This is a genomic window from Amycolatopsis sp. NPDC102522, assembly GCF_055584485.1.
The window spans coordinates 321,199-341,303 of record NZ_JBVJLY010000004.1 but is presented as its reverse complement, the minus strand read 5'-3'; the positions used below and the strand labels follow the sequence as shown (position 1 = coordinate 341,303).

Below are 20,105 nucleotides of genomic sequence, written 5' to 3'. Positions count from 1 at the left end.
ATGATGGAGATCCGCAAGTTCGATCGCGCACACCTCAAGCAGGACAACGGACTGGCCGCCACCCGGCTGCTGCCGTGGCCGGAGCTGAACGCGCCGTTCGAGGGCTCGTGGTGCGTGGTGCCGCCGGGCGCGCGGTCCGGTGCGCACAGCCACCACGAGTACGAGATCTGGGTGGCCATGACCGGTGCCGCGGAGATCGTCTGCGACGGGCGCCGGGTGCCGTTCACCGCCGGCGACATCGTGCACTTCCCGCCGCGGTCGCGCCACCAGGTGGTCAACACCGGCGCCGAGGAGTTCCGGATGTACGCGGTCTGGTGGGACAAGGACATGGCCGGGCGGTTCACCACCCGCGACGAGGCCGGCGTGTAGATGTCCACGACCATCGTGGTCGCCGCGACCCCGACGTCCAACGGCGACCTGCACATCGGACATATGGCCGGGCCCTACCTGGCGGGCGACGTGTACGCCCGTTACCTGCGGGCCATCGGCGAGTCGGTGATCTACACGACCTGTACCGACGACAGCCAGAGCTACGTGGTGTCCACCGCGCGACGGCTGGGCACCACGCCGCGAGCCCTGTGTGAACGGTCGACAGCGGCCATCGGACGTTCGCTCTCCGCGATGGGCGTCTCGATGGCCGGGCTCCCGCCGATCGACGACGTCTACCGGCGCACGGTGCTCGAGTTCGTCACCGCGCTGTACGAGGCGGGCCGGTTCCGGAAGCGCACGGTGCGGTTGCCTTTCGCGACACTGTCCGGCACGTACCTGTTCGACGGGCTGGTCGCCGGCACCTGCCCGGTCTGCCTGGCGGGCAGCAGCGGCGGGGTCTGCGAGGCCTGCGGCCATCCGAACAACTACGACGAGCTGCTCGACCCACGCTCCACAATGGACCCGGACGACCCCGTGTCCTATCGGGACACCGAGATCCTGGTGCTGCCGATGGAGGAGTACCGGGACAGGCTGACCGCCTACTACGCCGGGCAGGCGGGGCGATGGCGGCCGCACGCGATGCAGCTGGTCGGCGAGTTGCTGGACAGGCCACTGCCGGAGGTACCGGTGACCATCCCGGCGGACTGGGGCGTTCCCGCCCCGTTCCCGGAGACCCCCGGCCAGATGCTGTACCCGTGGATCGAAGCGATGCCGGCGGTCATGTACAGCACCTGGTGGTCGGCGGGCGACACCACGCTGCCGGTGGACGAGCACTGGCGTGCCGGGCACGGCGCCGACGTCGTCTACTTCCACGGCTACGACAACGTCTACCACTGGGGCCTGATGGACCTGGTGTTCCTGCTGGCGCACGGCGACCGGTACGTCACACCGTCGGCCAACGTCTGCAACGAGTTCTACAACCTGGCCGGGGAGAAGTTCTCCACCAGCCGCGATCACCTGATCTGGACCGTCGATCTGCTCGCCGAGGTCCCCCGCGACCTGGTCCGGTTCCATCTGGCGCACACCGCGCCGGAACAGGCGCGCACCGGGTTCAGCCGGGAAGGCTTGCGGGAGAACGGGTACCGGCGGCTCGGAGCTTCGTGGAACGCGCTGGCCGAGGCGATGTCGGCGGCGCTGCACGGACTTTCCGGCCCGGTGCCGGCGACCGCGACCGGGCGGCGCCGCGCCGGGGCCATGCTGGAGCGGTTCCGCGGCTGCTACGAGTTGCCCGGCTACAGCATGAACCGGGCGGCCGAAACCGTGCTCACCCAGCTGGCCCGGCTACGCGACCTCGCCTCCGCTTCGGCGATCGACGCGGGCGATCTGGTGCTCGAGACCCGCACCCTGCTCGCCGGCGCCGCCCCGATCCTCATCGACGCGGCCGAGGAGGCCCGCGCGGACGGGGTCGACCTGTCCCTCATCGCCGAACCGCCCACTTCCGTTCCCGTGTTCGAACTCCCCCGGCTGCCCGAGGAGGCGAGCCATGAAGCTGCTGACCATCGAGACGCGTCAGTACCTGACCTACTACCACTCCCGCTATCGGCAGGTGCAGGCGTTCGGCGTCGATCTGTACGTGATGAACGGTGAGGGGACTGCCGACTTCTGGCCTGCCGACCACTACCGGCTGGTCGGTTCGAAGAAGATCGACGAGATGATCGCCTGTGCCGAACAGTGGCACGCCACCGAGCACTTCGACGGGGTGATCACCTTCTCCGAGGCTGCGGTGATCGCGGTCGCGGCGGTGGCCGAGGCGCTCGGCCTGCCGGGTATCGGTGTCGACGGTGCCCGCAACAGCCGCAACAAGCTGCTGATGCGCCAGGCGTACGAGCGATCCGGCGTGCCGATCCCCGCTTTCCGGTTCGTCACCGAGCTGGACGACGCGCTCGCGGCGGCCGTCGAGTTCGGCTATCCGGTGATCCTCAAACCCACTCTCGGCGCGGGCAGCCATCTGGTGTACCGGGTGGACAGTCCGGAGGAGATGATGCGGGACTTCGCCACGGCCAGTGAGGGCCTGCGGAACATGTTCTGGATCAACGCCGAGGCCGACGACGTCGACCTCGGCCCGATCGGGCTGCTCGTGGAGTCCTTCTTGGACGGACAAGAGTACTTGATGGAAGCCCTCGCCTGGGACGACGAGGTCTATCTCGGCTCGGTGGTCGACAGGATCACCGCGGAGGGCAGCAGTTTCGACGACGACGTGCACCACGCTCCGACGTCGCTGCCCGCCGAGGAGCTGGCCAGGGTGCACCACGTGGTCAAGGCGGCCGCGCACGCACAAGGCCTGCGGCGCAGCGCGATGCACGCCGAGGTGCGCTATCACAACGGAAAGCCACACCTGCTGGAGATCGCGGCCAGGGTCGGCGGCGGCGGGCTCGACACCATCGCCCGGATCACCGCGGATTACGACCCGATCCGTGCCGTGGTGGACGTCGGCCGGGGAGTCAAGCCACCGGTCCGCCACTACTGGCCGACCGGGACGCACATCACCGCGATGTGCCTGATCTGCGACGGCGGCGTGGTCGAAAGGATCGACGTGCCCCCCGAGGTGAACTCCTCGGACCGGGTCTTCCTGCGGCAGATCACCGCGCGCCCCGGCGACGTCATCCTCAGGCCACCCGACGGGAACACCATCTTCGGCTTCCTCGGCACCACCGGAACGTCCAAAGAGGACGCTTTCGAGCTGATGACCGAACTGGCGGGCAAGATCACCGTCACCTTGGAGGGCGACCGATGAGAGCAGCCCGTGCCCGGCGGTTCCTGATGTGCCCGCCGAGCCATTTCGAGGTCAGCTACTCCATCAATCCGTGGATGGAGCCGGAAAAACCGACCGACACGCCACTGGCGATCGTGCAGTGGGACCGGCTGCGAGCCCTGCTGGTCGAGCTCGGGCACCGGGTCGACGTGGTGCCGCCACGGCCCGGCCTGCCCGACATGGTGTTCGCGGCGAACGCGGCCACCGTGGTCGGCGGGCAGGTGCTGGCGGCCCGATACCGCTATCCGCAACGGTTCGGGGAGGCACCGGCCTACCAGGCTTGGTTCGTCGAACACGGCTACCCGGTGCGGCAAGCCCGGTTCGTCAACGAGGGCGAGGGAGACCTGTTGCCCACCGGGGCGCGGATCCTCGCCGGGACGGGCTTCCGCACCGACCACCGCGCGCATGCCGAGGCGGCCGACCACTTCGGCCTGCCGGTGGTCACCCTGCGGCTGGTCGACCCGTACTTCTACCACCTCGACACGGCGCTGGCCGTCCTCGACCACGAGGAGATCATGTACTACCCCGGCGCGTTCTCGCCGGACAGCCAGGCCCTGCTCCGCGAGCTGTACCCGGACGCGATCCGGGCGGACAGGGCGGACGCCGCCGTCTTCGGCCTCAACGCGGTCTCCGACGGCAAGCATGTGCTGCTCCCCCAGGCGGCCGTCCACCTCACCGAAAGCCTGCGGGCGGCCGGTTTCGAGCCGATCACCGTCGACCTTTCCGAACTGCTGAAGGCCGGCGGCGCGGCCAAATGCTGCGCGCTGGAACTTCGGCCTCCGATCACGTGAGTCACCCCGTCTACCGGAAAGGCACCCAACCCATCATGATCAACTACGAGGGCCGGCGGTTCCGCCCTGTCGCCGTCGACGGCACCGACGACGGTGGCGGCGACAGAGTCGCTGTCTATCGGCAGAACGGCGACCTGATCTGGGGTGAGTTCGCCGGGGGCAGGGCCCGGCGCGGCTCGCTGACCGGAACCTGCGGCCCGGACGGCGAACTCGACTTCGCCTACTGCATGGTCCTGGAGAGCGGCGAGGTGATCTCCGGCCACTGCACCAGTGTCCCGCAGATCCTCGACGACGGCCGGATCCAGCTCGACGAGGTGTGGCAGCGCTACGGGCCGCATCAGTCCGTCGGGGTCTCCCGCCTGCACGAGATCCGGTGACGGCGATGACCCGGACCAGCGCGAAGCCGTCGGCTCGCGGAGAAAAGCCCCGCCGCGGCGGCACGGTCACCTGGGCCTGTGCCCCGGGCTTCCCACCGGCGGTGATCTTCCCGTTCACCCCGGCGGAACGCATGGGCATGCGCAACGTCCTCGAATTCCAGGCCCTGATGTACCGCACCCTGTACTTCTTCGGCAGCGACGGCACTCCGGAGGTCGACTACGCCACGAGCATCGGTGAACCGCCCGTGTGGAGCGAGGACGGGCTGACCGTCACGGTCAAGGTCAAGCCCTGGAAGTGGTCCAACGGCGAGACGTTGTGCGCCGACAACGTGCTGTTCTGGGTGAACCTGCTCAAGGTCAAGGGCGAACGGTACGGCGAGTACACCCCCGGCTACTTCCCCGACAACTGCACCGCCTACGGCAAGTTGTCCGAGGACACCTGCTACTTCACCTTCGACAAGGTGTACTCGAAACGCTGGGTGCTGATGAACCAGCTCAGCCTGATCATCCCGCTGCCGAAGGCCTGGGACCGCACCGAGTCGGGCCCGGCCGACGCGTCCGGCGACGTCGCCGACGTCGAAGCGGTCTACGACTACCTGATGGCCGAACAGGGCGACATCATCGACGAGGGCAACGAGCACCGCACCCGTTGGGCCGACAGTCCTGTTTGGAGTGTCGTGAGCGGACCGTGGAGGCTCAAGAGCTACACGTTGGACGGGTTCGTGACGTTCGTGCCCAACGAGCACTACTCCGGGCCGAACAAACCGCATCTCGACGAGTTCCGGCAGATCCCGTTCTCCTCCGACGAGGAGGAGTACCACCGGCTGGAGGAGGGGCCGGACGGCCCGGACGCGGTCCAGGTCGGATACCTGCCGCTGAGCTTCGCCACCGGGCACACCGACGATCCGGCCAAGGGCGGAGCCAACCCGCTGGCCGGGCTCTACACGATGGTGCCGCAGGTGGCGTACTGCATCCGGTACACCAGCCTGAACTTCAACAACCCCACCGTGGTGGGCCGGATGTTCGCCCAGACCTACCTCCGGCAGGCCCTGCAGTGCACGCTCGACCAGGACTCCGCGGTCCGGGACATCTACCAGGGTTACGCCTACCGGCAGAACGGGCCGATGCCGATGCTCCCGGTCACCGACCTGGTGTCACCACCGCAGCGCGGCCGGGCGTGGCCATTGCCGTTCGACCCGGACCGGGCCAGGAAACTGTTGGCCGACAACGGCTGGGACACCCGCGTCACACCGGCGGTGTGTGTCGACCCCGAGCTGGCGGGCGAAGGGATTCCGCTCGGCACCAAGCTGAGCTTCCGGCTGCGGTACGTCGAAGGACGGCCGGCGCTGACCCGGCTGATGACCGAGTACCGGCGTGCCGCCGCGACTGCGGGGATCGAACTACGGCTGCAGGAGGTCTACGGTTCGATCCTGGTCGCCGAGGACGCGCCGTGCTACCCGACCGACGAAACCCCCTGCCAGTGGGAGATGTGCTGCTGGAACGGCGGCTGGGTCTACCACCACCCGACCGGCGAGGTCCTGTTCAAGACCGACGCGGGTGGCAACTTCGGCCACTACCACGATCCGGTGGCCGACGAGCTGATCGAGCGCACGGTCACCTCCGACGACCCGGACGTCCTGTACGAGTACCAGGACTACATCGCCGAGCAGGTGCCTGTCGTCTTCAACCCCAACTTCCCGATCCGGTTGTTCGAGGTAGCCGACAAGCTGCGCGGCTTCGAGCCGGTCAATCCTTTCGGCATGATCAGTCCCGAGAACTGGTACTACGTCGATGACTGATCCCGTCGCCCCCATCAGCGCGCATGCGATGCTGCTGTTCCTGCTCCAGCTCGGACTGCTGCTCGGCCTCGCGCTCCTCCTCGGACGGCTCGCCCTCCGGCTGAAGATGCCCGCGGTGGTCGGGGAACTCACCGCCGGTGTCCTCATCGGACCGTCGGTGCTCACCCACCTGGCACCCGGCGTGTCCGCCTGGCTGCTGCCACACAACGCGCCGCAGCTCAACCTGCTCGACGCCGTCGGGCAGCTCGGCGTGCTGCTGCTGGTCGGGATCACCGGGATGCACATGGACCTGAAGCTGGTGCGGCGCAAGGGCAAGCCCGCCGCCTGGACCAGTGCGGGCGGTCTGCTGGTGCCGCTGGGCCTCGGTGTCGGACTCGGCTTCGCGCTGCCCGCGTCCCTGATCCCGGCGGGGACCGACCGCGCCGTGTTCGCGTTGTTCATGGGCGTGGCCATGGGCGTCAGCGCGATCCCGGTGATCGCGAAGACCCTGCTGGAGATGCGGCTGCTGCACCGGGACATCGGCCAGCTGATCGTCAGCGCCGCGGCCGTGGACGACATCATCGGCTGGCTGCTGCTCTCGGTGGTGTCCGCGCTGGCCGTCACCGGGCTGCTCGCCGGTCAGGTGGCGTTGTCGATCGGCGGCCTGCTGGTGGTGCTGGTGCTCACCGTCGTCGTCGGACGGCCGCTGGTCACCATGGCGTTACGCCTGGCCGGACGCTCGGCCGACCCGGGGCCCGGTATCGCCACGGCCGTGGTCCTGCTCCTGCTGGCCGCCGCCGGCACCCACGCGCTGGGTATGGAGCCGGTCCTTGGCACGCTGCTGTGCGGCATCCTGATCGGCTCGTCCGGGCACCTCGACCTAGCGCGGCTGGCGCCGTTGCGCACGATCGTGCTGTCCGTGCTCACCCCGATCTACTTCGCCACCGCCGGACTGCGGATGGACCTCACCGCGCTGCGCGAACCCGCGGTGCTCGGCTCGGCCGCGCTGGTACTGCTGGTCGCCGTCGTCGGGAAGTTCACCGGCGCCTACCTCGGCGCCAGGGCGGGAAAGCTCAGTCACTGGGAGGGTCTGGCGCTCGGCAGCGGCCTCAACGCCCGCGGCGTCATCCAGGTGATCGTCGCGATCGTCGGACTGCGGCTCGGCGTACTGAACACGGCCACCTACACGATCATCGTGCTGGTGGCGATCGTGACGTCCCTGATGGCGCCGCCGACACTGCGCCACGCGGTGCGCCGGATCGCCGTCACGGAGGAGGAACGCCTACGGGAGAAGAGGTTCCATGTCCAGTGAAACGCGACCGCGCCTGCTGCTGATCGCGAGCGGGTGGCGGGAGTTCCGGGAATACCTGCTGCGGTCGATCGGCACCCGGTTCCGGGTCCACCTGTTCCACACCGCCGAGCCGCAGTGGGAACGGGAGCACCTCACCGGCTGGTCCGTGCTGCCCAGCACCATCGACGGTCCCGCGATGGCCCGCGAGGCCGTCCGGCTGAACGAGGCCGAGCCGTTCGACGGCGTGCTCTGCTGGGACGAGGGGCGGATCCACGCCACCGCGTACATCGCCGAGGCGCTCGGGCTGCGGTGCGGCGACCCGGCGATGATCTGGCGGCTGCGGGACAAGGCGCAGACGCGCGCCGCGCTGGCCGAGGCGGGCGTGCCCCAGCCGCGTTCGGTCAAGGTCGCCACCGTCGCCCAGGCGCTGGTGGCGGCGGAGGAGGTCGGCTATCCGGCCATCCTCAAACCCCGCGGCCTCGGCGCCAGTCTCGGTGTGGTCCGGGTCGACGACTCCGCGCGGCTGCGCGAGATGTTCGCGTTCACCAGGGACACCAAGGCACCCGACCCGGTGCTCTACGCCAGCGACCATCCGGTCCTGGTGGAGCAGTGCGTCACCGGCGAGGAGGTCAGCGTCGACTCCGTCGTCCAGGACGGGAAGGTCACGCCGCTCTTCCTCGCCCGCAAGGTGGTCGGCTTCCCGCCCTACGCCGAAGAGGTCGGCCACTATGTCGACGCGGACGATCCGCTGCTCACCGACTCCACGTTCACGGCGCTGCTGCAGGACACCCACACCGCGCTGGGCTTCCGGGACGGCTGGACGCACACCGAGTACATGCTGACTGGGACGGGCCCGAAGCTCATCGAGGTCAACGGGCGGCTCGGCGGCGACATGATCCCCTATCTCGGCATGCTGGCGACAGGCATCGACCCCGGTGTCCTCGCCGCCGCGGCGGCCTGCGGCCACGATCTGGACGTGCGCCCCGGCCGACGCCGGGTGGCGGGCATCCGCTTCTGCTACGTCGCCCGGGACGACACCACGATCGGCGCGATCCACTTCGATCCCGCGACCCTGCCGTCCACAGTGGACCAAGCGGTCGTCGTCGCCCGGCCCGGCGCGGTGGTTTCCCCTCCGCCCAAGGGCACGGTGTGGGGACGCGTCGCTTACGTCATCGCCGTCGCCGGCTCGATCGGCGAATGCGCCCGGACGCTCGACGCCGCACAGGCCTCGCTGCGCATCACCGAATCCTGACCGCGTGCACCTCACCCGCGTGTCGCGTACTCCTCGAAGATCTCGTCGAGGACGCGGCGCGCGTTCACGGCTTCTTCGCCTGTCCGGGCGCGGGTGATCAATGCCTTCCATAGGGCCCAGCCGCGTCCGCGCGCCCAGGTCGCCCCGTCGACCGACAGCCGTTCGCGGAACGCCTGCCTGCCGTCGGCGGTCAGCAGTGTCCAGGCGATGGCCAGGTCGCAGGACGGGTCGCCGACGCCGCAGGTCCCGAAGTCGATGACGGCCGCCAGCTCACCACGGTCGAGCAGGAGATTCCCCGGTGCGATGTCGCCGTGGAACCAGGTGTCCACACCGTCCCAAGGGGAGTCCAAAGCGGTCTTCCAGATCTCGCGGGCCAGGCCGGTGTCGATGTCGCTGTCCAGCGCGCGCTCGACCTGCGCTTCGTAGGTGCGCAGAGTGGCGCCCCGGAACCAGTTGTGCTTACCCGGTTGGGGGCCGCCCGCGGCATCGACGCCCTGCAAGGCGGCCAGGAACGCGGCCAAGTCGAGGGCGAATCGGACCGGGTCGGCAAGCCGGTCCGCGCTCGCGGGCTCGCCGTCGAGCCACCGGTAGATCGACCACGAGAAGGGGTAATCCGCGCCGGGATCCCCCTTCGCCAGCGGGGCCGGGATGGGCAGCGGCAGCCGCGGAGCGAGCTCCGGAAGCCAACGCTGTTCCTTCTCGACCGCCAAGGCGTACTCGGCCGCGCTCGGCAGCCGCACCACCATCGTTTCGCCGAGGCGGAAGGTGACGTTGTCCCAGCCGCTCTCGGCCACGGGCCGGACCGGCAGGTCCGCCCATCGCGGGAACTGGTCGTCGATCAACCGGCGCACCTGCTCGACGCCGACGGCGACGCGCCGGGGTACGGGACCGGGATCCGGCGTGCTGCTCAAGCGACATCCTTTCCGAACCACGACTTGTCCGGTGAGTCGCGCTGGCCGAGATACTACTGACCGTGAAGACCTTCTTCGCCTTATTTAAGGCAAGGGGCTCTCACGGCGTGCGGCTCCGGACTGACAGACCGAAGCCGACCGTGTCTCGACTGTCCACACGGGACACTTTCCGACGCCCGAACGTCCGGTCCATTCGGGTTCACCGTGTTCGCCTTCTGATCACGCGAGATCCGTTCCTGATCACGTGTGTTACGTCCTCGCTCACCGCAGGTGCAGACACGAGTCGCGCCGGCCGAGACACAGCTCGACCAGCGCGACCTGTTCGCCGAGACGTCAGTCCAGTGTCCAGTACGCCGCGTGCGACTGCCCGGCGGAGTTGGAGGCTGTTCCCACCACGCGGCCGTTGTCGGTGATCCGGTACGCCCGGCTCCGGGTACCGCCGGGCAGCGCGCCGAGCTGCACCCGCGTCCCGTTCTGGAACCAGACCGTCGCCTTGCTCCGGAACATGCCCACCGCGGTGCCCTGCGCGTTGACCGCTTCGACGTCGGCGCCGAGGCCGTCGTCGGCGAGGGCGGTGAGGTCACCGTCGGGATCCCAGATCACCGGCGACCGGGACGGAGGGTTGAGGTAGCCGGAACCGACCACGTAACCGGTCGGGCCGACGTCGTAGATCCAGACCGGGTGAGGGCTCGGCCATTCGAGGGGGTGCAGCACACCGTCCCGATCCCATTTCGCCGCGATGGTGGGTCCGCTGACCTCACGCAGGGTTCCGGCGGCCACCCCGTCCTTGTTGCTCCGGCTGGCCCCGCTGGTCTTGCCCTGGGGTGCCAGCTCGGTGAGCGGGCCGCCGTTCGTCCACCGCGCCGCTTGGTTCGCCGCGGCGCGGTTCGCGCTGCCCGCGATGATGGTGCCGTCGTCGGAGATGCCTTCGGCCATGCTCCAGGTCTCACCGGGCAGCGCGCCCAGGTCGGTGGCCACCCCGTTCGGGTCCCAGCGGAAGCCGTGGAACTGCTCGTCCGGCGTCAGCCAGTTCCCGACGACGACGCCGGTCTCGCTGATCGCCGACGAGGTGGCGTTGTGATAGCCGGGCGGAAGCTGCAGCGTGGTCGCCTGGCCCGCGGCGTCCCAGCGAACCGGCACGGCGGTGGTCGCGGTCAGCACGTAGCCGGCGGAAACCCCCAGGTTGTTGATGTCACGCACCTGACCCTCGGTGCCGCCCGGCGTGGGCAGCGCCAAGATCTGGCCGTTGGCGTCCCAGCGAACCGGATGACTGCGCTTCGGGGTCGGGCCCACCAAGGACAGCCCGACCATGACCCCTGCATCGTTGACCGCCAGCACCGTGCTCTCGTCGTCGCCGGGCAACGTGCCGAGATCGACCGGTCCGACCGGGGTGGCCTGCGCGGTCCCCGTCACCGCGCCGGTGACCACGACCACGGCCGCCACCAAGGACACCATTCGTCTTCGCCCCGCGGGCACACGATTCCTCATCACGATGACTCCCCAATCCTGATCCAGTGGTGTGCGATGTGCAGCCCCCGGAGTGGACAGTAATGCAATCCCTTCACGAATAGCTCCCGCCGAGACGGCGTTCCACACGAACAGCCGACTGATCTCTCCGTGGCGGCATTAGTCCTTGTAGCCCAACAGAAAGGCGACTATCGGGCAGGCCGAGTCCGCGCTCCGACGAAATCGAGCACATTCGTGACACAAAAAACGGGGCGACTCGGAAAACCTCGTCGATAAAGACAAAAAGAGCGTTCCGGCCGCCGGCCAAGCCGTAGCCTTCGGTGATGCGTCTGTTCTTCTCCGCCGGAGCGGGTTACAGCCACATCGCCCCTTTGCTGCCGCTGGCAGTGGCGGCACGGGACCGGGGCCACGACGCCGTGTTCGCGACCGGATCGAAAGCGGGCGAGCACTCGCGGGCGCACGGTTTGCCGACGATCGGGGTGGACGGGCCGGTCGACGAAGCGGCCGCCCGTCAGGCCTGGGGCAGGTACTCGCCTGCCGAACTGGCCGTGATGTCAGCGGACGAGAAGCTGGCGTACGTGGTCACCGTGATGGCCGAGTTCGCCGCGCCCGCGGCGACGGCGATCGCCGGCCTGCCCTACGTGGTGCACGGGATCGGGCCGCCGAAACCCGCCTCGATCATGGCGGGCGGCTGGCAGACTCTCGACCCGATCGTGCGGCGCTTCGGCCTCGACCGGTTCCCCGATCACGACACCGTCCCGTATCTGGACATCTGGCCGGAGGCGTTGCGGCCGCAGGGAGTCACCTGGGATCACCCGGTTCGCCTGCCGGTGCGCCCGGAGGGGGTGCTCCCCTCCGCCGGGGAACGCCCGGCCGTCTTCGAAGGACTGCCGCACGGCAAGACCGTCTACGTCACGGCGGGGACCTCGCACAACACCCGGCCCGGGGTGCTGGAGGCGATGATCTCCGCGTTGCACGGCGAAGGGGTCAACGTCATCGCGACGATCGGCCGGGACGGCGATCGGGACCGGTTCGGCGCACAGCCCGCCGAAGTACGGATCGAGAACTTCTTTCCGCAGCAACGAATACTGCCGTATGTCGACGCGATCGTCTGTCACGCGGGCGCGGGCACCGTACTGGGCTCGCTCGCGCACGGCGTGCCACTGGTGGTCTCGCCGCTGGCCACCGATCAGTTCGACATGGCCGCCCAAGTCGCCGAGGCCGGAGCCGGAGTGCTCGCCGGTCCGGGCTCCCCCACCCGGAGCGGGATCCGCGACGCCGTCCGCACGGTGCTCGCCGACCCCGCCTACCGCGATTCCGCTGAAGCTCTCGCCGCGCGGATCGCGGCGATGCCGGAACCCGGCTCAGTCCTCGATCACCTGCTCACGCCGAGCCGGTCCCCCGGCACGAGATCGGCGAGGAGCGCGGACTGTTCCCGGCGGTAGGCCTCGACGTTCGCCAGTTTGATGTCCTCGTAACCGCGCACCAGGTCCGGTAGCTCGGCCAGGGCGAGGAGCCTGCCGCGATCGGCGGCCTCGGCACCGAACGCGGTGAGGATCGTTTCCCGGTACTGCGAGACGAGCTCCCGCTCCACCTTGCGGACGTGTGCCTTGCCGAACAGGTCCCAGCGCGTGCCCCGCAGCTTCCGCGCGGCGCGCAGCGCGACGAACACCGGCCGGAACTTCGGGCCCAGCGCGATCTTCCGCTTCATCCCGAGCGCGCGGAGCACGGGCGGGTGCAGGCGGTAGGCGTAGCGGCTGCCCACGCCGAACTCCGCCTCGATCCCCGCGATCACGGCGGGATCGAGCGAAAGCCGCGCGACCTCGTACTCGTCCTTGTAGGCCATCAGTTTGTGCAGATTGCGCGCCACCGCTTCGGTGACGGCGGTCGAGTCCTCTTCCAGGACCCGGACGCGCTCGACGAACTCCGCGTACTCCCGCGCGTAGCGAACGTCTTGGTACTGAACGAGTTCGGGGACGCGGATGTCCAGCAGGCGCGCGAGTTCCGAACCCGGCTCGGCGTGCACGAGCGCGCGGGCGCGGAGAGCGGCCGCCGACGGGGCGGGCGTCACGGCGACGGCGGGCGGGGCGACAGCGGCCTGCAGTCCGCCGGGATCGGCGACGAGCTGCCTGCCGCGCCGGAAGGCCTGGAGGTTGCCGGCGACGGCGACCCCGTTGAGTTCGATCGCGCGTTCCAGGCTGGCCGCGTCCAGCGGGATCGCGCCGGTCTGGTGCGCCGCGCCGAGCTGCAGGATGTTGGCGAACTGGTCGTCGTCGAACAGGGTTTCCGCCAGCGCCCGCGCGTCGAGCGCCACGGTCCTCGCCGCGTTCTCCGAGATCGCGCCCCGCACGGCCGCCGCGTCGGGGAAGGACACGGTGGTGTCGACGACCATCCGGCCTGTCGGCACTTCGGTCGTCGAGACCACGGCAGTGGTCCGGCCGGGATCCGCCACCGCCAGATGTGCCGGGTCCGCGCCGACGAGGACGTCACAGGCCAGGTAGAGGTCGCATTCCCCGGCCGCGAGTTTCGGGGCCTGCGGCGTCGGCCCGGCGGTGATCTTCAGATCCGAGACGACGGCACCGCCCTTCTGCGCGAGCCCGGTCTGGTCCAGGGTCCGGACCTGCCTGCCCTCGATCACGGCGGCGGTGGCGAGGATCTGCGCGACGGTGACCACGCCGGTCCCGCCGACCCCGGTGATCCGCACGGTGAAGTCCGTACCGCCGGTCACCGGCTCGGGCAGTTCGGCCGCGGTGATCTCCCCGGCCCGCTTCCGGTGTTTCCGGCCGGTGGGCAGCACCGTCATGAACGAGGGGCAATCCCCCGCGAGGCACGAATAGTCCACGTTGCACGACGACTGGTGGATCGTGGTCTTGCGGCCGAATTCGGTGCTGACCGGCTGTACCGACAGGCAGTTCGACTTCTCGCCGCAGTCGCCGCAGCCCTCGCAGACGCGCTCGTTGATCACGACCTTGGCGGCCGGGGTTTCCAGCTTTCCGCGACGGCGTTTGCGGCGCTTCTCCGCGGCGCATTCCTGGTCGTGGATGAGCACCGTCACCCCGGGGACGGCGGCCAGTTCCTCTTGTGTGCTCAGCAGTTCGTCACGATGCCGGACCTCGACACCGCCGGGCAGGCTCACCCCGCGGAACCGTTTCGGCTCGTCGCTGGTGATGACCACCTTGGCGACGCCTTCGACCAGGAGCAGCGACGCCAGCCGCTCCACCGGGAGCCCGCCGACGGCGTCCTGGCCGCCGGTCATCGCGACGGTCGCGTTGTAGAGGATCTTGTAGGTGATGTTCACCCCGGCGGCCACCGCGGCCCGCACCGCGAGGCTGCCGGAATGGGTGAACGTGCCGTCGCCGATGTTCTGCACGAAATGCGTGGCCTCGACGAACGGCTCCATCCCGAGCCACTGCGCGCCCTCGCCGCCCATCTGGGTCAGGCCGACGACGTCGCCGACCTGGTCCGGCTCCATGAACAGCGCCATGGCGTGACAGCCGATGCCGCCACCCACCACGGTGCCCTCGGGCACCTTGGTCGAGGAGTTGTGCGGGCAGCCGGAGCAGAAATACGGCGTCCTGGTCAGCAGCGGGATCGAGATGCGCTCGCGGCGGCGCTGCTGCCGCCACGCGGTCACGGATGGGATTTCGTGGTGCTCGCTCAACCGTCCGGCCAGCACCCTGGCGACGGCGTCCGGGTCGAGTTCGCCGAGTTCGGTGCACAGTGTACGGCCGTCGGGGCCGGTCTTGCCGTAGACGGCGGGTGCCCCGGCGGTGCCGTAAAGCACCTCCTTGATCGCGGACTCGACGAAGGAACGCTTCTCCTCCACCACGACGATCTCGGACAGGCCGTCGGCGAACCGGCGCACGATCGACGGTTCGAGCGGGTGGATGACGCCGAGTTTGAGGATCCGGATCCCGTGCCGGGACAACGCCTCGGAGTCCAGTCCGAGCAGCCGAAGCGCCTGCATCAGGTCCAAATAGGACTTTCCCGCGGTGACGATGCCGATACGGTCCGAGGGTCCTTCCTGGACGATCCGGTTGACCCCGCTCGCCCGCACGTACTCGACGGCCAGCGGCACGCGCTCGGTGTAGAGGCTGCGTTCGAGCGCCATCAGCGTGGTTCCGAGCAGCCGGGAGCTGGGCTTGTGCCGGTAGGGCGTGAAACCCTTGGCCAGCTCCGGCGCCGTCCACCCGGGCCGGACACGGGCGGTGCTCGCGGCGTCGGCCACGTTCGCCACGAGTTTCATCGACGACCACAGCCCGCTCGCCCTGGACAGTTCGACGGCGTGCAGCGCGAAGTCCAGCACATCCTGCGAATCGGAAGGGAAGAACACCGGCATGGCGAGGTCGGCCAGCGCGAGCTCGGAGGCGCAGGGCACCGAGGAGGACTTGGCGTTCGGATCGTCGCCGACCAACGCCACCGCGCCGCCCGCCGGATCGGTCCCCGCGAGATTGGCATGCCGCAGGGCGTCCGTCGCCCGGTCCAGCCCGGGCGCCTTGCCGTACCAGAAGCCGGTGACCCCGCCGGGCGAGGAGCCGACCGACGCGGTCAGCTGGCTGCCCATGACCGCTGTCGCGGCGAGTTCTTCGTTGAGGCCAGGCCGGTGCACCACGTCGTGCTTGTCAAGCAGGACGGACCGGCGGCCGAGTTCGAGGTCGTACCCGGCCAGCGGCGAACCCTCGTAACCGGAGACGAACACCGCGGGGGACGCCCCGGCCGCGCGGTCGTGCCGCACCCGGTCGAACAGCATCCGGACCAGGGCCTGGACCCCGCTGAGGTAGACGGTGCCGTCTTCCCGCAGATACCGGTCCTCCAACGTGAACTGCTCCACCAGACCTGCCTCCTTCGGCACCCCCACAACGTCACGACAGGAGACCCGACCTCGCCGAGCCGCCGCAACAAGCGGCAGTCTATTGCTCCCGATCGCGCAAAAAATTCGACCTATCTTCACCAGTAGCCGATATCTGTTGCGTCTGCGTACCATCCTGGCTCATGGCGGACCAGCTCATCGACGAGACCGATCGTGAAATCCTCGAACTGCTCCGGGAAGACGCCCGGCGCACCCTGGGGGACATCGGCGCCCGCGTCACGCTGTCCACCGCGGCGGTCAAACGCCGCATCGACCGCATGCAGGAGAACGGCGTCATCGTCGGCTACACCGTCCAGATCGACCACGCCAAACTCGGCTGGGCGATCGAGGCGTTCACCGAACTGCGGTTCACCGGGACCACCAAGGTCGGCGAGATCGTCCGCACGACCACCCGGATGCCGGAGGCCCAGGCGGTGTTCACCATCGCGGGCGACCCCGACGCGCTCGTCTGGCTGCGGGTCCGGGACATGGGCCACCTGCAGCGCACCATCGACGAGATCAGGCGGCATCACCAGGTGACGGGGACGAAGACGCTGATGGTGCTGGACTCGTGGACGCGCGGGCAGCAGTGGCCCCACAACGACGACGACTGAGCCGTACGCCCAGGACCTCGTGAGTGGCAAGGCTGGTTCTAACCGTCGTTACCACTCACGAGGTTCTGGCCCGCTCCCCCGCAGCAGTCGCCGCCCGGTCCGCTGCGAAGCGCGGGCTGGCGGGTGTCGCGAAAGCCACTTTCGGGACGTCAGATGTCGCGAAAGTGGCTTTCGCGACGCCTGATGCGGCGGTGAGGCGCCGTGCGGAGCCCAGGACCTCGTGAGTGGCAACGACGGTTAGAACCAGCCTTACCGCTCACGAGACCGAAGCGGCCCGCTCCCCCGCAGCAGTCGCCGCCCGGTCCGCGCGAGGTACTCGCCGAACTCCGCCGGCTCCTCCACCGTGAACTCGATGTCGGTGAGCGTCAGGACGACCGCCAGCCACTCGAAGGAATCGACGTACGCGACATACCGGCAGCTGTCCTCGCCGAGCGCCTCGAAACTCCCGTCGACCCGGTGCAGCCGGGCCGCGGCCTCGCTCGCGCCGACCTCGAGGGTCAGCGTGATCCGGAGCGATTTCGGGCTGTGGAAGCGTTCCTGGAGATGACCCGCGACGTCGGCGAACGGGAGGTCTCGGGGCTCGAACGCCACCTCGGTCGTCTTCGGCGCGGCGATCCGGTCGAGGCGGAAGCTCCGCCAATCCCGCCTGCCGACGTCCCAGGCGTAGAGGTACCACCGCCTGCCGAGCTGGACGAGGCGCATCGGCTCGACCGTCCGGGACGACGAGCCTTCTTTCGCCGTGTACGCGAATTCGAGGCACCGGCGAGCCGCGATGGCCGCGGCGAGGAGGTTCAGAACGTCAGGAGTAACCCGCGCCTGTTCACCGCTCCCGAACTCGACAGCGGCGAGCATCGCGTCGGTCCGCCGCCGCAGCGCCGCCGGGAGGACACGCCGGAGCTTCGCGGCGGCGCGGTCCGCCGATTCGGCGGTCAGGTCGACGCCTGTTCCGCCCGCGGCGGCGAGACGCAGTCCGAGCACGGTGGCGATCGCCTCGTCGTGTTCCAGCATGAGCGGCGGCAGCGCGGCGCCCGCGGCAAGCCGGTAGTTGCCGCCCGGACCTCGGCTGCTCTCCACGGGATAGCCCAGGCCGCGGAGATGGTCGATGTCCCGGCGCAGGGTGCGGGGCGGGACCTCCATGGCCGTCGCGAGCTCGGCGGCGGGCCACGCCCGGCCGGTCTGCAGGAGCGACAGCAGCCGCAACATCCGTTCCCGTGGTGCGGTCACCGCGCCTCCTCACTAATTGTGGCCGTAAACCGGCCACATCTCATCGTAGCGTGACGTCATGGCGAAAGATGAGCGCGGACGATGGATCACGGTGGAAGGGGCCCGGACGCACAACCTCCGCGAGGTGTCCGTGCGTGTGCCGAAACACCGGCTGACGGTGTTCACCGGCGTCTCGGGGTCGGGGAAGTCGTCGCTGGCGTTCGACACGATCGCGGCCGAAGCCGAGCGCCTGGTCACCGGGGCGTACCCCGCCTTCGTCCGCAACCGGCTCCCGCAGCATCCGCCCGCCGACGTCGACCGGATCGACGGGCTGATCTTCACCACGATCGTGGATCAACGGCGGTTCACCGGGAACGCGCGGTCCACTGTGGGCACGGCGAGCGACATCGCCCCCTTGCTGCGCCTGCTGTTCTCCCGCCGCGGGAAGCCCGGTGCAGGCTTCTCGCCCGCCTATTCGTTCAACGATCCCAGCGGGATGTGCCCGCGCTGTGAAGGACTCGGCCTGGTCGACGACATCGATCTCGACCGGCTGCTCGACCGCACGCTGAGCCTGCGCGAAGGCGCCGTGCGCTTCCCGACGTTCGCACCCGGGACCTACCGGTGGAAACGGCTCGTCCACTCCGGACTCGCCGACCCGGACGTCCCGTTGAGACGGTTGCCGCCGTCGACGGTCGACACGCTGCTGCACGCCGAAGGACTTCCCCTCGACGACCCCGGCTCCGAGTACCCTAAGCACGGCGTCTTCGACGGCATCGTCCCGCGGCTACGGGACTCGTACCTGCGCAAGACGCCGTCGCGCCTCACCGCCGAGGAACAGGAAGGGCTCGACGGAGTCGTCACCAGCGGCCTTTGCCCGGACTGCGCGGGGACCCGCCTCGCCGAGGCAGCTCGCAGCAGCCTGATCGACGGCCGTTCCATCGCGGACTGGTCGGCGCTCCCTGTCGGCGACCTGCGCGACGTCGTCGCGGCCGTGCGCGATCCGACGGTGGCGCCACTGCTGCAGGCGATCCGGGAACGCCTCGACGCGCTGACGTCCGTCGGCCTCGGCTACCTCAGCCTGTCCAGGGAATCGAGGACGCTGTCCGGCGGCGAAGCCCAGCGCGTCAAGATCGTCCGTCACCTCGGCAGCGCGCTCAGCGACGTCTGTTACGTGTTCGACGAGCCCAGCACCGGCCTGCACCCGCACGACGTGCACCGCCTCCTCGAACTGCTGACCAAGCTCCGCGACGCGCACAACACGATCCTCGTGGTCGAACACCACCCCGCGGTCATCTCGGCCGCCGACCACGTCATCGACCTCGGACCGGCCGGCGGCGAAGGCGGCGGCCGCGTGCAGTTCGAAGGCAGTCCCGCCGAACTCATCGCGAGCGGCACCGAAACGGGACGGACCCTCCGCGCCCCGCTTCGCTTCCGGGAGCGGCCCCGCGCCGCCCGGGGAACCGTGACGATCTCCGGCGCCCGGAACCACAACCTGCGCGACGTCACCGTCGATGTGCCGCTCGGTGTCCTGACCGTCGTCTCCGGGGTCGCCGGATCCGGCAAGAGCACCCTGATCACGGGCGAACTCCCCCGGCAGCATCCCGATTTCGTCGTCGTCGAACAGGCTCCGCTGCGCGGCGGCATCCGGTCCACCCCGGCCACGGTGCTCGGTGTCGCCGAACCCATCCGTGACGCCTTCGGCAAGGCCACCGGGAAGCACCCGTCGTGGTTCAGCGCCAACGGCCGAGGGGCCTGCCCGGTCTGCAAGGGGAAGGGCGTCATCGTCACCGACCTGGCGTTCCTGGACGACGTCCAGACCGCCTGCGACGCCTGCGGCGGGACCCGGTTCAACCCGGAAGCGCTCGCCGCGCGCCTGGACGGCCGGACCATCGCCGACGTCCTGGCGATGAACCCCGCGGACGCCGCCGCCCTGTTCGGCGAAGAGTCACCGATCGCGCGGCGATTGCGCTGGCTGGACCGGGTCGGACTCGGCTACCTGACGATCGGGCAGAGCCTCGACACCTTCTCCGGCGGCGAAAGGCAACGGCTCCTGCTCGCCCGCCACCTCGCCGACACGGGTCCCGCCGCCGCCGAACTGCGCCTGATCCTCGACGAACCCACCGCCGGGCTGCATGGCAGCGACGTCGACCGCCTGCTCACCCTCTGCGACGAACTGGTCGACGACGGCGCGACACTCGTCCTGATCGAACACGACCAGCAGGTGATCGCGCACGCCGACCACGTCATCGACATCGGGCCGGGCGCGGGTTTCGACGGCGGGAAGGTCGTATTCGAGGGCACGCCGTCAGCCTTGGCCGGGCACAAGGCGTCTCTCACCGGCCGTCATCTGCGGAAACGCTGAAAACGCGTTCCCGGCGCCAGGACGGCGCC

The 20,105-nt window shown here is 69.6% G+C and carries 15 protein-coding genes; 11 read left to right on the top strand and 4 right to left on the bottom strand.

From position 1 onward, the window contains the following. Genes ACZ6YV_RS14345 through ACZ6YV_RS14310 form a run of 8 tightly spaced genes read left to right on the top strand, consistent with a single transcriptional unit; the run spans position 1 to position 8,670 of the window. Positions 1 to 369 carry a cupin domain-containing protein gene (locus tag ACZ6YV_RS14345; protein ID WP_465510190.1) on the top strand — a complete coding sequence of 123 codons (369 nt, stop codon included), beginning with the start codon at positions 1 to 3 and terminating at the stop codon, positions 367 to 369. Then, positions 370 to 2,016, top strand: a complete 1,647-nt coding sequence (locus tag ACZ6YV_RS14340; protein ID WP_465509998.1) for a class I tRNA ligase family protein — start codon at positions 370 to 372, stop codon at positions 2,014 to 2,016. Then, a complete protein-coding gene (locus tag ACZ6YV_RS14335; protein ID WP_465509997.1) occupies positions 1,913 to 3,163 on the top strand; it encodes an ATP-grasp domain-containing protein in 1,251 nt (416 codons plus the stop codon). Before ACZ6YV_RS14340 ends, ACZ6YV_RS14335 begins: the two co-directional genes overlap by 104 nt. Beyond that, positions 3,160 to 3,972: a dimethylargininase gene (ddaH, locus tag ACZ6YV_RS14330; protein ID WP_465509996.1), complete on the top strand. Its 813-nt coding sequence runs from the start codon at positions 3,160 to 3,162 to the stop codon at positions 3,970 to 3,972. The genes ACZ6YV_RS14335 and ddaH overlap by 4 nt, the downstream gene beginning before the upstream one ends. 35 nt (positions 3,973 to 4,007) lie before the next feature. Next, entirely contained in the window at positions 4,008 to 4,349 is a 342-nt protein-coding gene (locus tag ACZ6YV_RS14325; protein WP_465509995.1) for an avidin-fold protein, read from the top strand. 5 nt (positions 4,350 to 4,354) lie between these two features. After that, positions 4,355 to 6,148, top strand: coding sequence for an ABC transporter substrate-binding protein (locus ACZ6YV_RS14320; RefSeq protein WP_465509994.1), 1,794 nt, complete (start codon positions 4,355 to 4,357; stop codon positions 6,146 to 6,148). Beyond that, positions 6,141 to 7,439 carry a cation:proton antiporter gene (locus ACZ6YV_RS14315; protein WP_465509993.1) on the top strand — a complete coding sequence of 433 codons (1,299 nt, stop codon included), beginning with the start codon at positions 6,141 to 6,143 and terminating at the stop codon, positions 7,437 to 7,439. Before ACZ6YV_RS14320 ends, ACZ6YV_RS14315 begins: the two co-directional genes overlap by 8 nt. Then, entirely contained in the window at positions 7,429 to 8,670 is a 1,242-nt protein-coding gene (locus ACZ6YV_RS14310; protein ID WP_465509992.1) for an ATP-grasp domain-containing protein, read from the top strand. The genes ACZ6YV_RS14315 and ACZ6YV_RS14310 overlap by 11 nt, the downstream gene beginning before the upstream one ends. Before the next feature lie 11 nt (positions 8,671 to 8,681). Here the strand turns inward: ACZ6YV_RS14310 and ACZ6YV_RS14305 are convergent, their stop codons facing one another. Further along, positions 8,682 to 9,581, bottom strand: coding sequence for an aminoglycoside phosphotransferase family protein (locus ACZ6YV_RS14305; RefSeq protein ID WP_465509991.1), 900 nt, complete (start codon positions 9,579 to 9,581; stop codon positions 8,682 to 8,684). 333 nt (positions 9,582 to 9,914) lie between these two features. Then, positions 9,915 to 11,069, bottom strand: a complete 1,155-nt coding sequence (locus ACZ6YV_RS14300) for an HAF repeat-containing protein (protein ID WP_465509990.1) — start codon at positions 11,067 to 11,069, stop codon at positions 9,915 to 9,917. Positions 11,070 to 11,371: 302 nt separating this feature from the next. Between ACZ6YV_RS14300 and ACZ6YV_RS14295 the strand changes: the two genes are divergently transcribed. Further along, positions 11,372 to 12,493: a glycosyltransferase gene (locus ACZ6YV_RS14295; RefSeq protein ID WP_465509989.1), complete on the top strand. Its 1,122-nt coding sequence runs from the start codon at positions 11,372 to 11,374 to the stop codon at positions 12,491 to 12,493. Here the strand turns inward: ACZ6YV_RS14295 and ACZ6YV_RS14290 are convergent. Then, positions 12,424 to 15,879, bottom strand: coding sequence for an indolepyruvate ferredoxin oxidoreductase family protein (locus tag ACZ6YV_RS14290; protein WP_465509988.1), 3,456 nt, complete (start codon positions 15,877 to 15,879; stop codon positions 12,424 to 12,426). The two genes, ACZ6YV_RS14295 and ACZ6YV_RS14290, sit on opposite strands and share 70 nt — an antisense overlap. A gap of 161 nt (positions 15,880 to 16,040) precedes the next feature. Between ACZ6YV_RS14290 and ACZ6YV_RS14285 the strand changes: the two genes are divergently transcribed. Further along, positions 16,041 to 16,511, top strand: a complete 471-nt coding sequence (locus tag ACZ6YV_RS14285) for an Lrp/AsnC family transcriptional regulator (RefSeq protein WP_465509987.1) — start codon at positions 16,041 to 16,043, stop codon at positions 16,509 to 16,511. A gap of 249 nt (positions 16,512 to 16,760) precedes the next feature. On the opposite strand, the gene ACZ6YV_RS14280 is transcribed toward ACZ6YV_RS14285, so the two are convergent. Continuing rightward, entirely contained in the window at positions 16,761 to 17,735 is a 975-nt protein-coding gene (locus tag ACZ6YV_RS14280; protein ID WP_465509986.1) for a helix-turn-helix transcriptional regulator, read from the bottom strand. A 58-nt stretch (positions 17,736 to 17,793) separates the two neighbouring features. Here ACZ6YV_RS14280 and ACZ6YV_RS14275 point away from each other — a divergent pair, with 58 nt between their 5' ends. Then, complete coding sequence (locus ACZ6YV_RS14275) at positions 17,794 to 20,076, top strand: excinuclease ABC subunit UvrA (RefSeq protein ID WP_465509985.1); 2,283 nt, start codon at positions 17,794 to 17,796, stop codon at positions 20,074 to 20,076. Positions 20,077 to 20,105 lie beyond the last annotated feature (29 nt).

What these genes read in the sequence shown, in the direction of transcription:
- ACZ6YV_RS14295 (WP_465509989.1), top strand. Translation starts at nt 11,372, where the DNA reads ATGCGTCTGTTCTTCTCCGCCGGAGCGGGTTACAGCCACATCGCCCCT.
- ddaH (WP_465509996.1), top strand. Translation starts at nt 3,160, where the DNA reads ATGAGAGCAGCCCGTGCCCGGCGGTTCCTGATGTGCCCGCCGAGCCAT.
- ACZ6YV_RS14285 (WP_465509987.1), top strand. Translation starts at nt 16,041, where the DNA reads ATGGCGGACCAGCTCATCGACGAGACCGATCGTGAAATCCTCGAACTG.
- ACZ6YV_RS14315 (WP_465509993.1), top strand. Translation starts at nt 6,141, where the DNA reads ATGACTGATCCCGTCGCCCCCATCAGCGCGCATGCGATGCTGCTGTTC.
- ACZ6YV_RS14325 (WP_465509995.1), top strand. Translation starts at nt 4,008, where the DNA reads ATGATCAACTACGAGGGCCGGCGGTTCCGCCCTGTCGCCGTCGACGGC.
- ACZ6YV_RS14340 (WP_465509998.1), top strand. Translation starts at nt 370, where the DNA reads ATGTCCACGACCATCGTGGTCGCCGCGACCCCGACGTCCAACGGCGAC.
- ACZ6YV_RS14310 (WP_465509992.1), top strand. Translation starts at nt 7,429, where the DNA reads ATGTCCAGTGAAACGCGACCGCGCCTGCTGCTGATCGCGAGCGGGTGG.
- ACZ6YV_RS14320 (WP_465509994.1), top strand. Translation starts at nt 4,355, where the DNA reads ATGACCCGGACCAGCGCGAAGCCGTCGGCTCGCGGAGAAAAGCCCCGC.
- ACZ6YV_RS14345 (WP_465510190.1), top strand. Translation starts at nt 1, where the DNA reads ATGATGGAGATCCGCAAGTTCGATCGCGCACACCTCAAGCAGGACAAC.
- ACZ6YV_RS14335 (WP_465509997.1), top strand. Translation starts at nt 1,913, where the DNA reads ATGAAGCTGCTGACCATCGAGACGCGTCAGTACCTGACCTACTACCAC.
- ACZ6YV_RS14275 (WP_465509985.1), top strand. Translation starts at nt 17,794, where the DNA reads ATGGCGAAAGATGAGCGCGGACGATGGATCACGGTGGAAGGGGCCCGG.
- ACZ6YV_RS14300 (WP_465509990.1), bottom strand. Translation starts at nt 11,069, where the DNA reads ATGAGGAATCGTGTGCCCGCGGGGCGAAGACGAATGGTGTCCTTGGTG.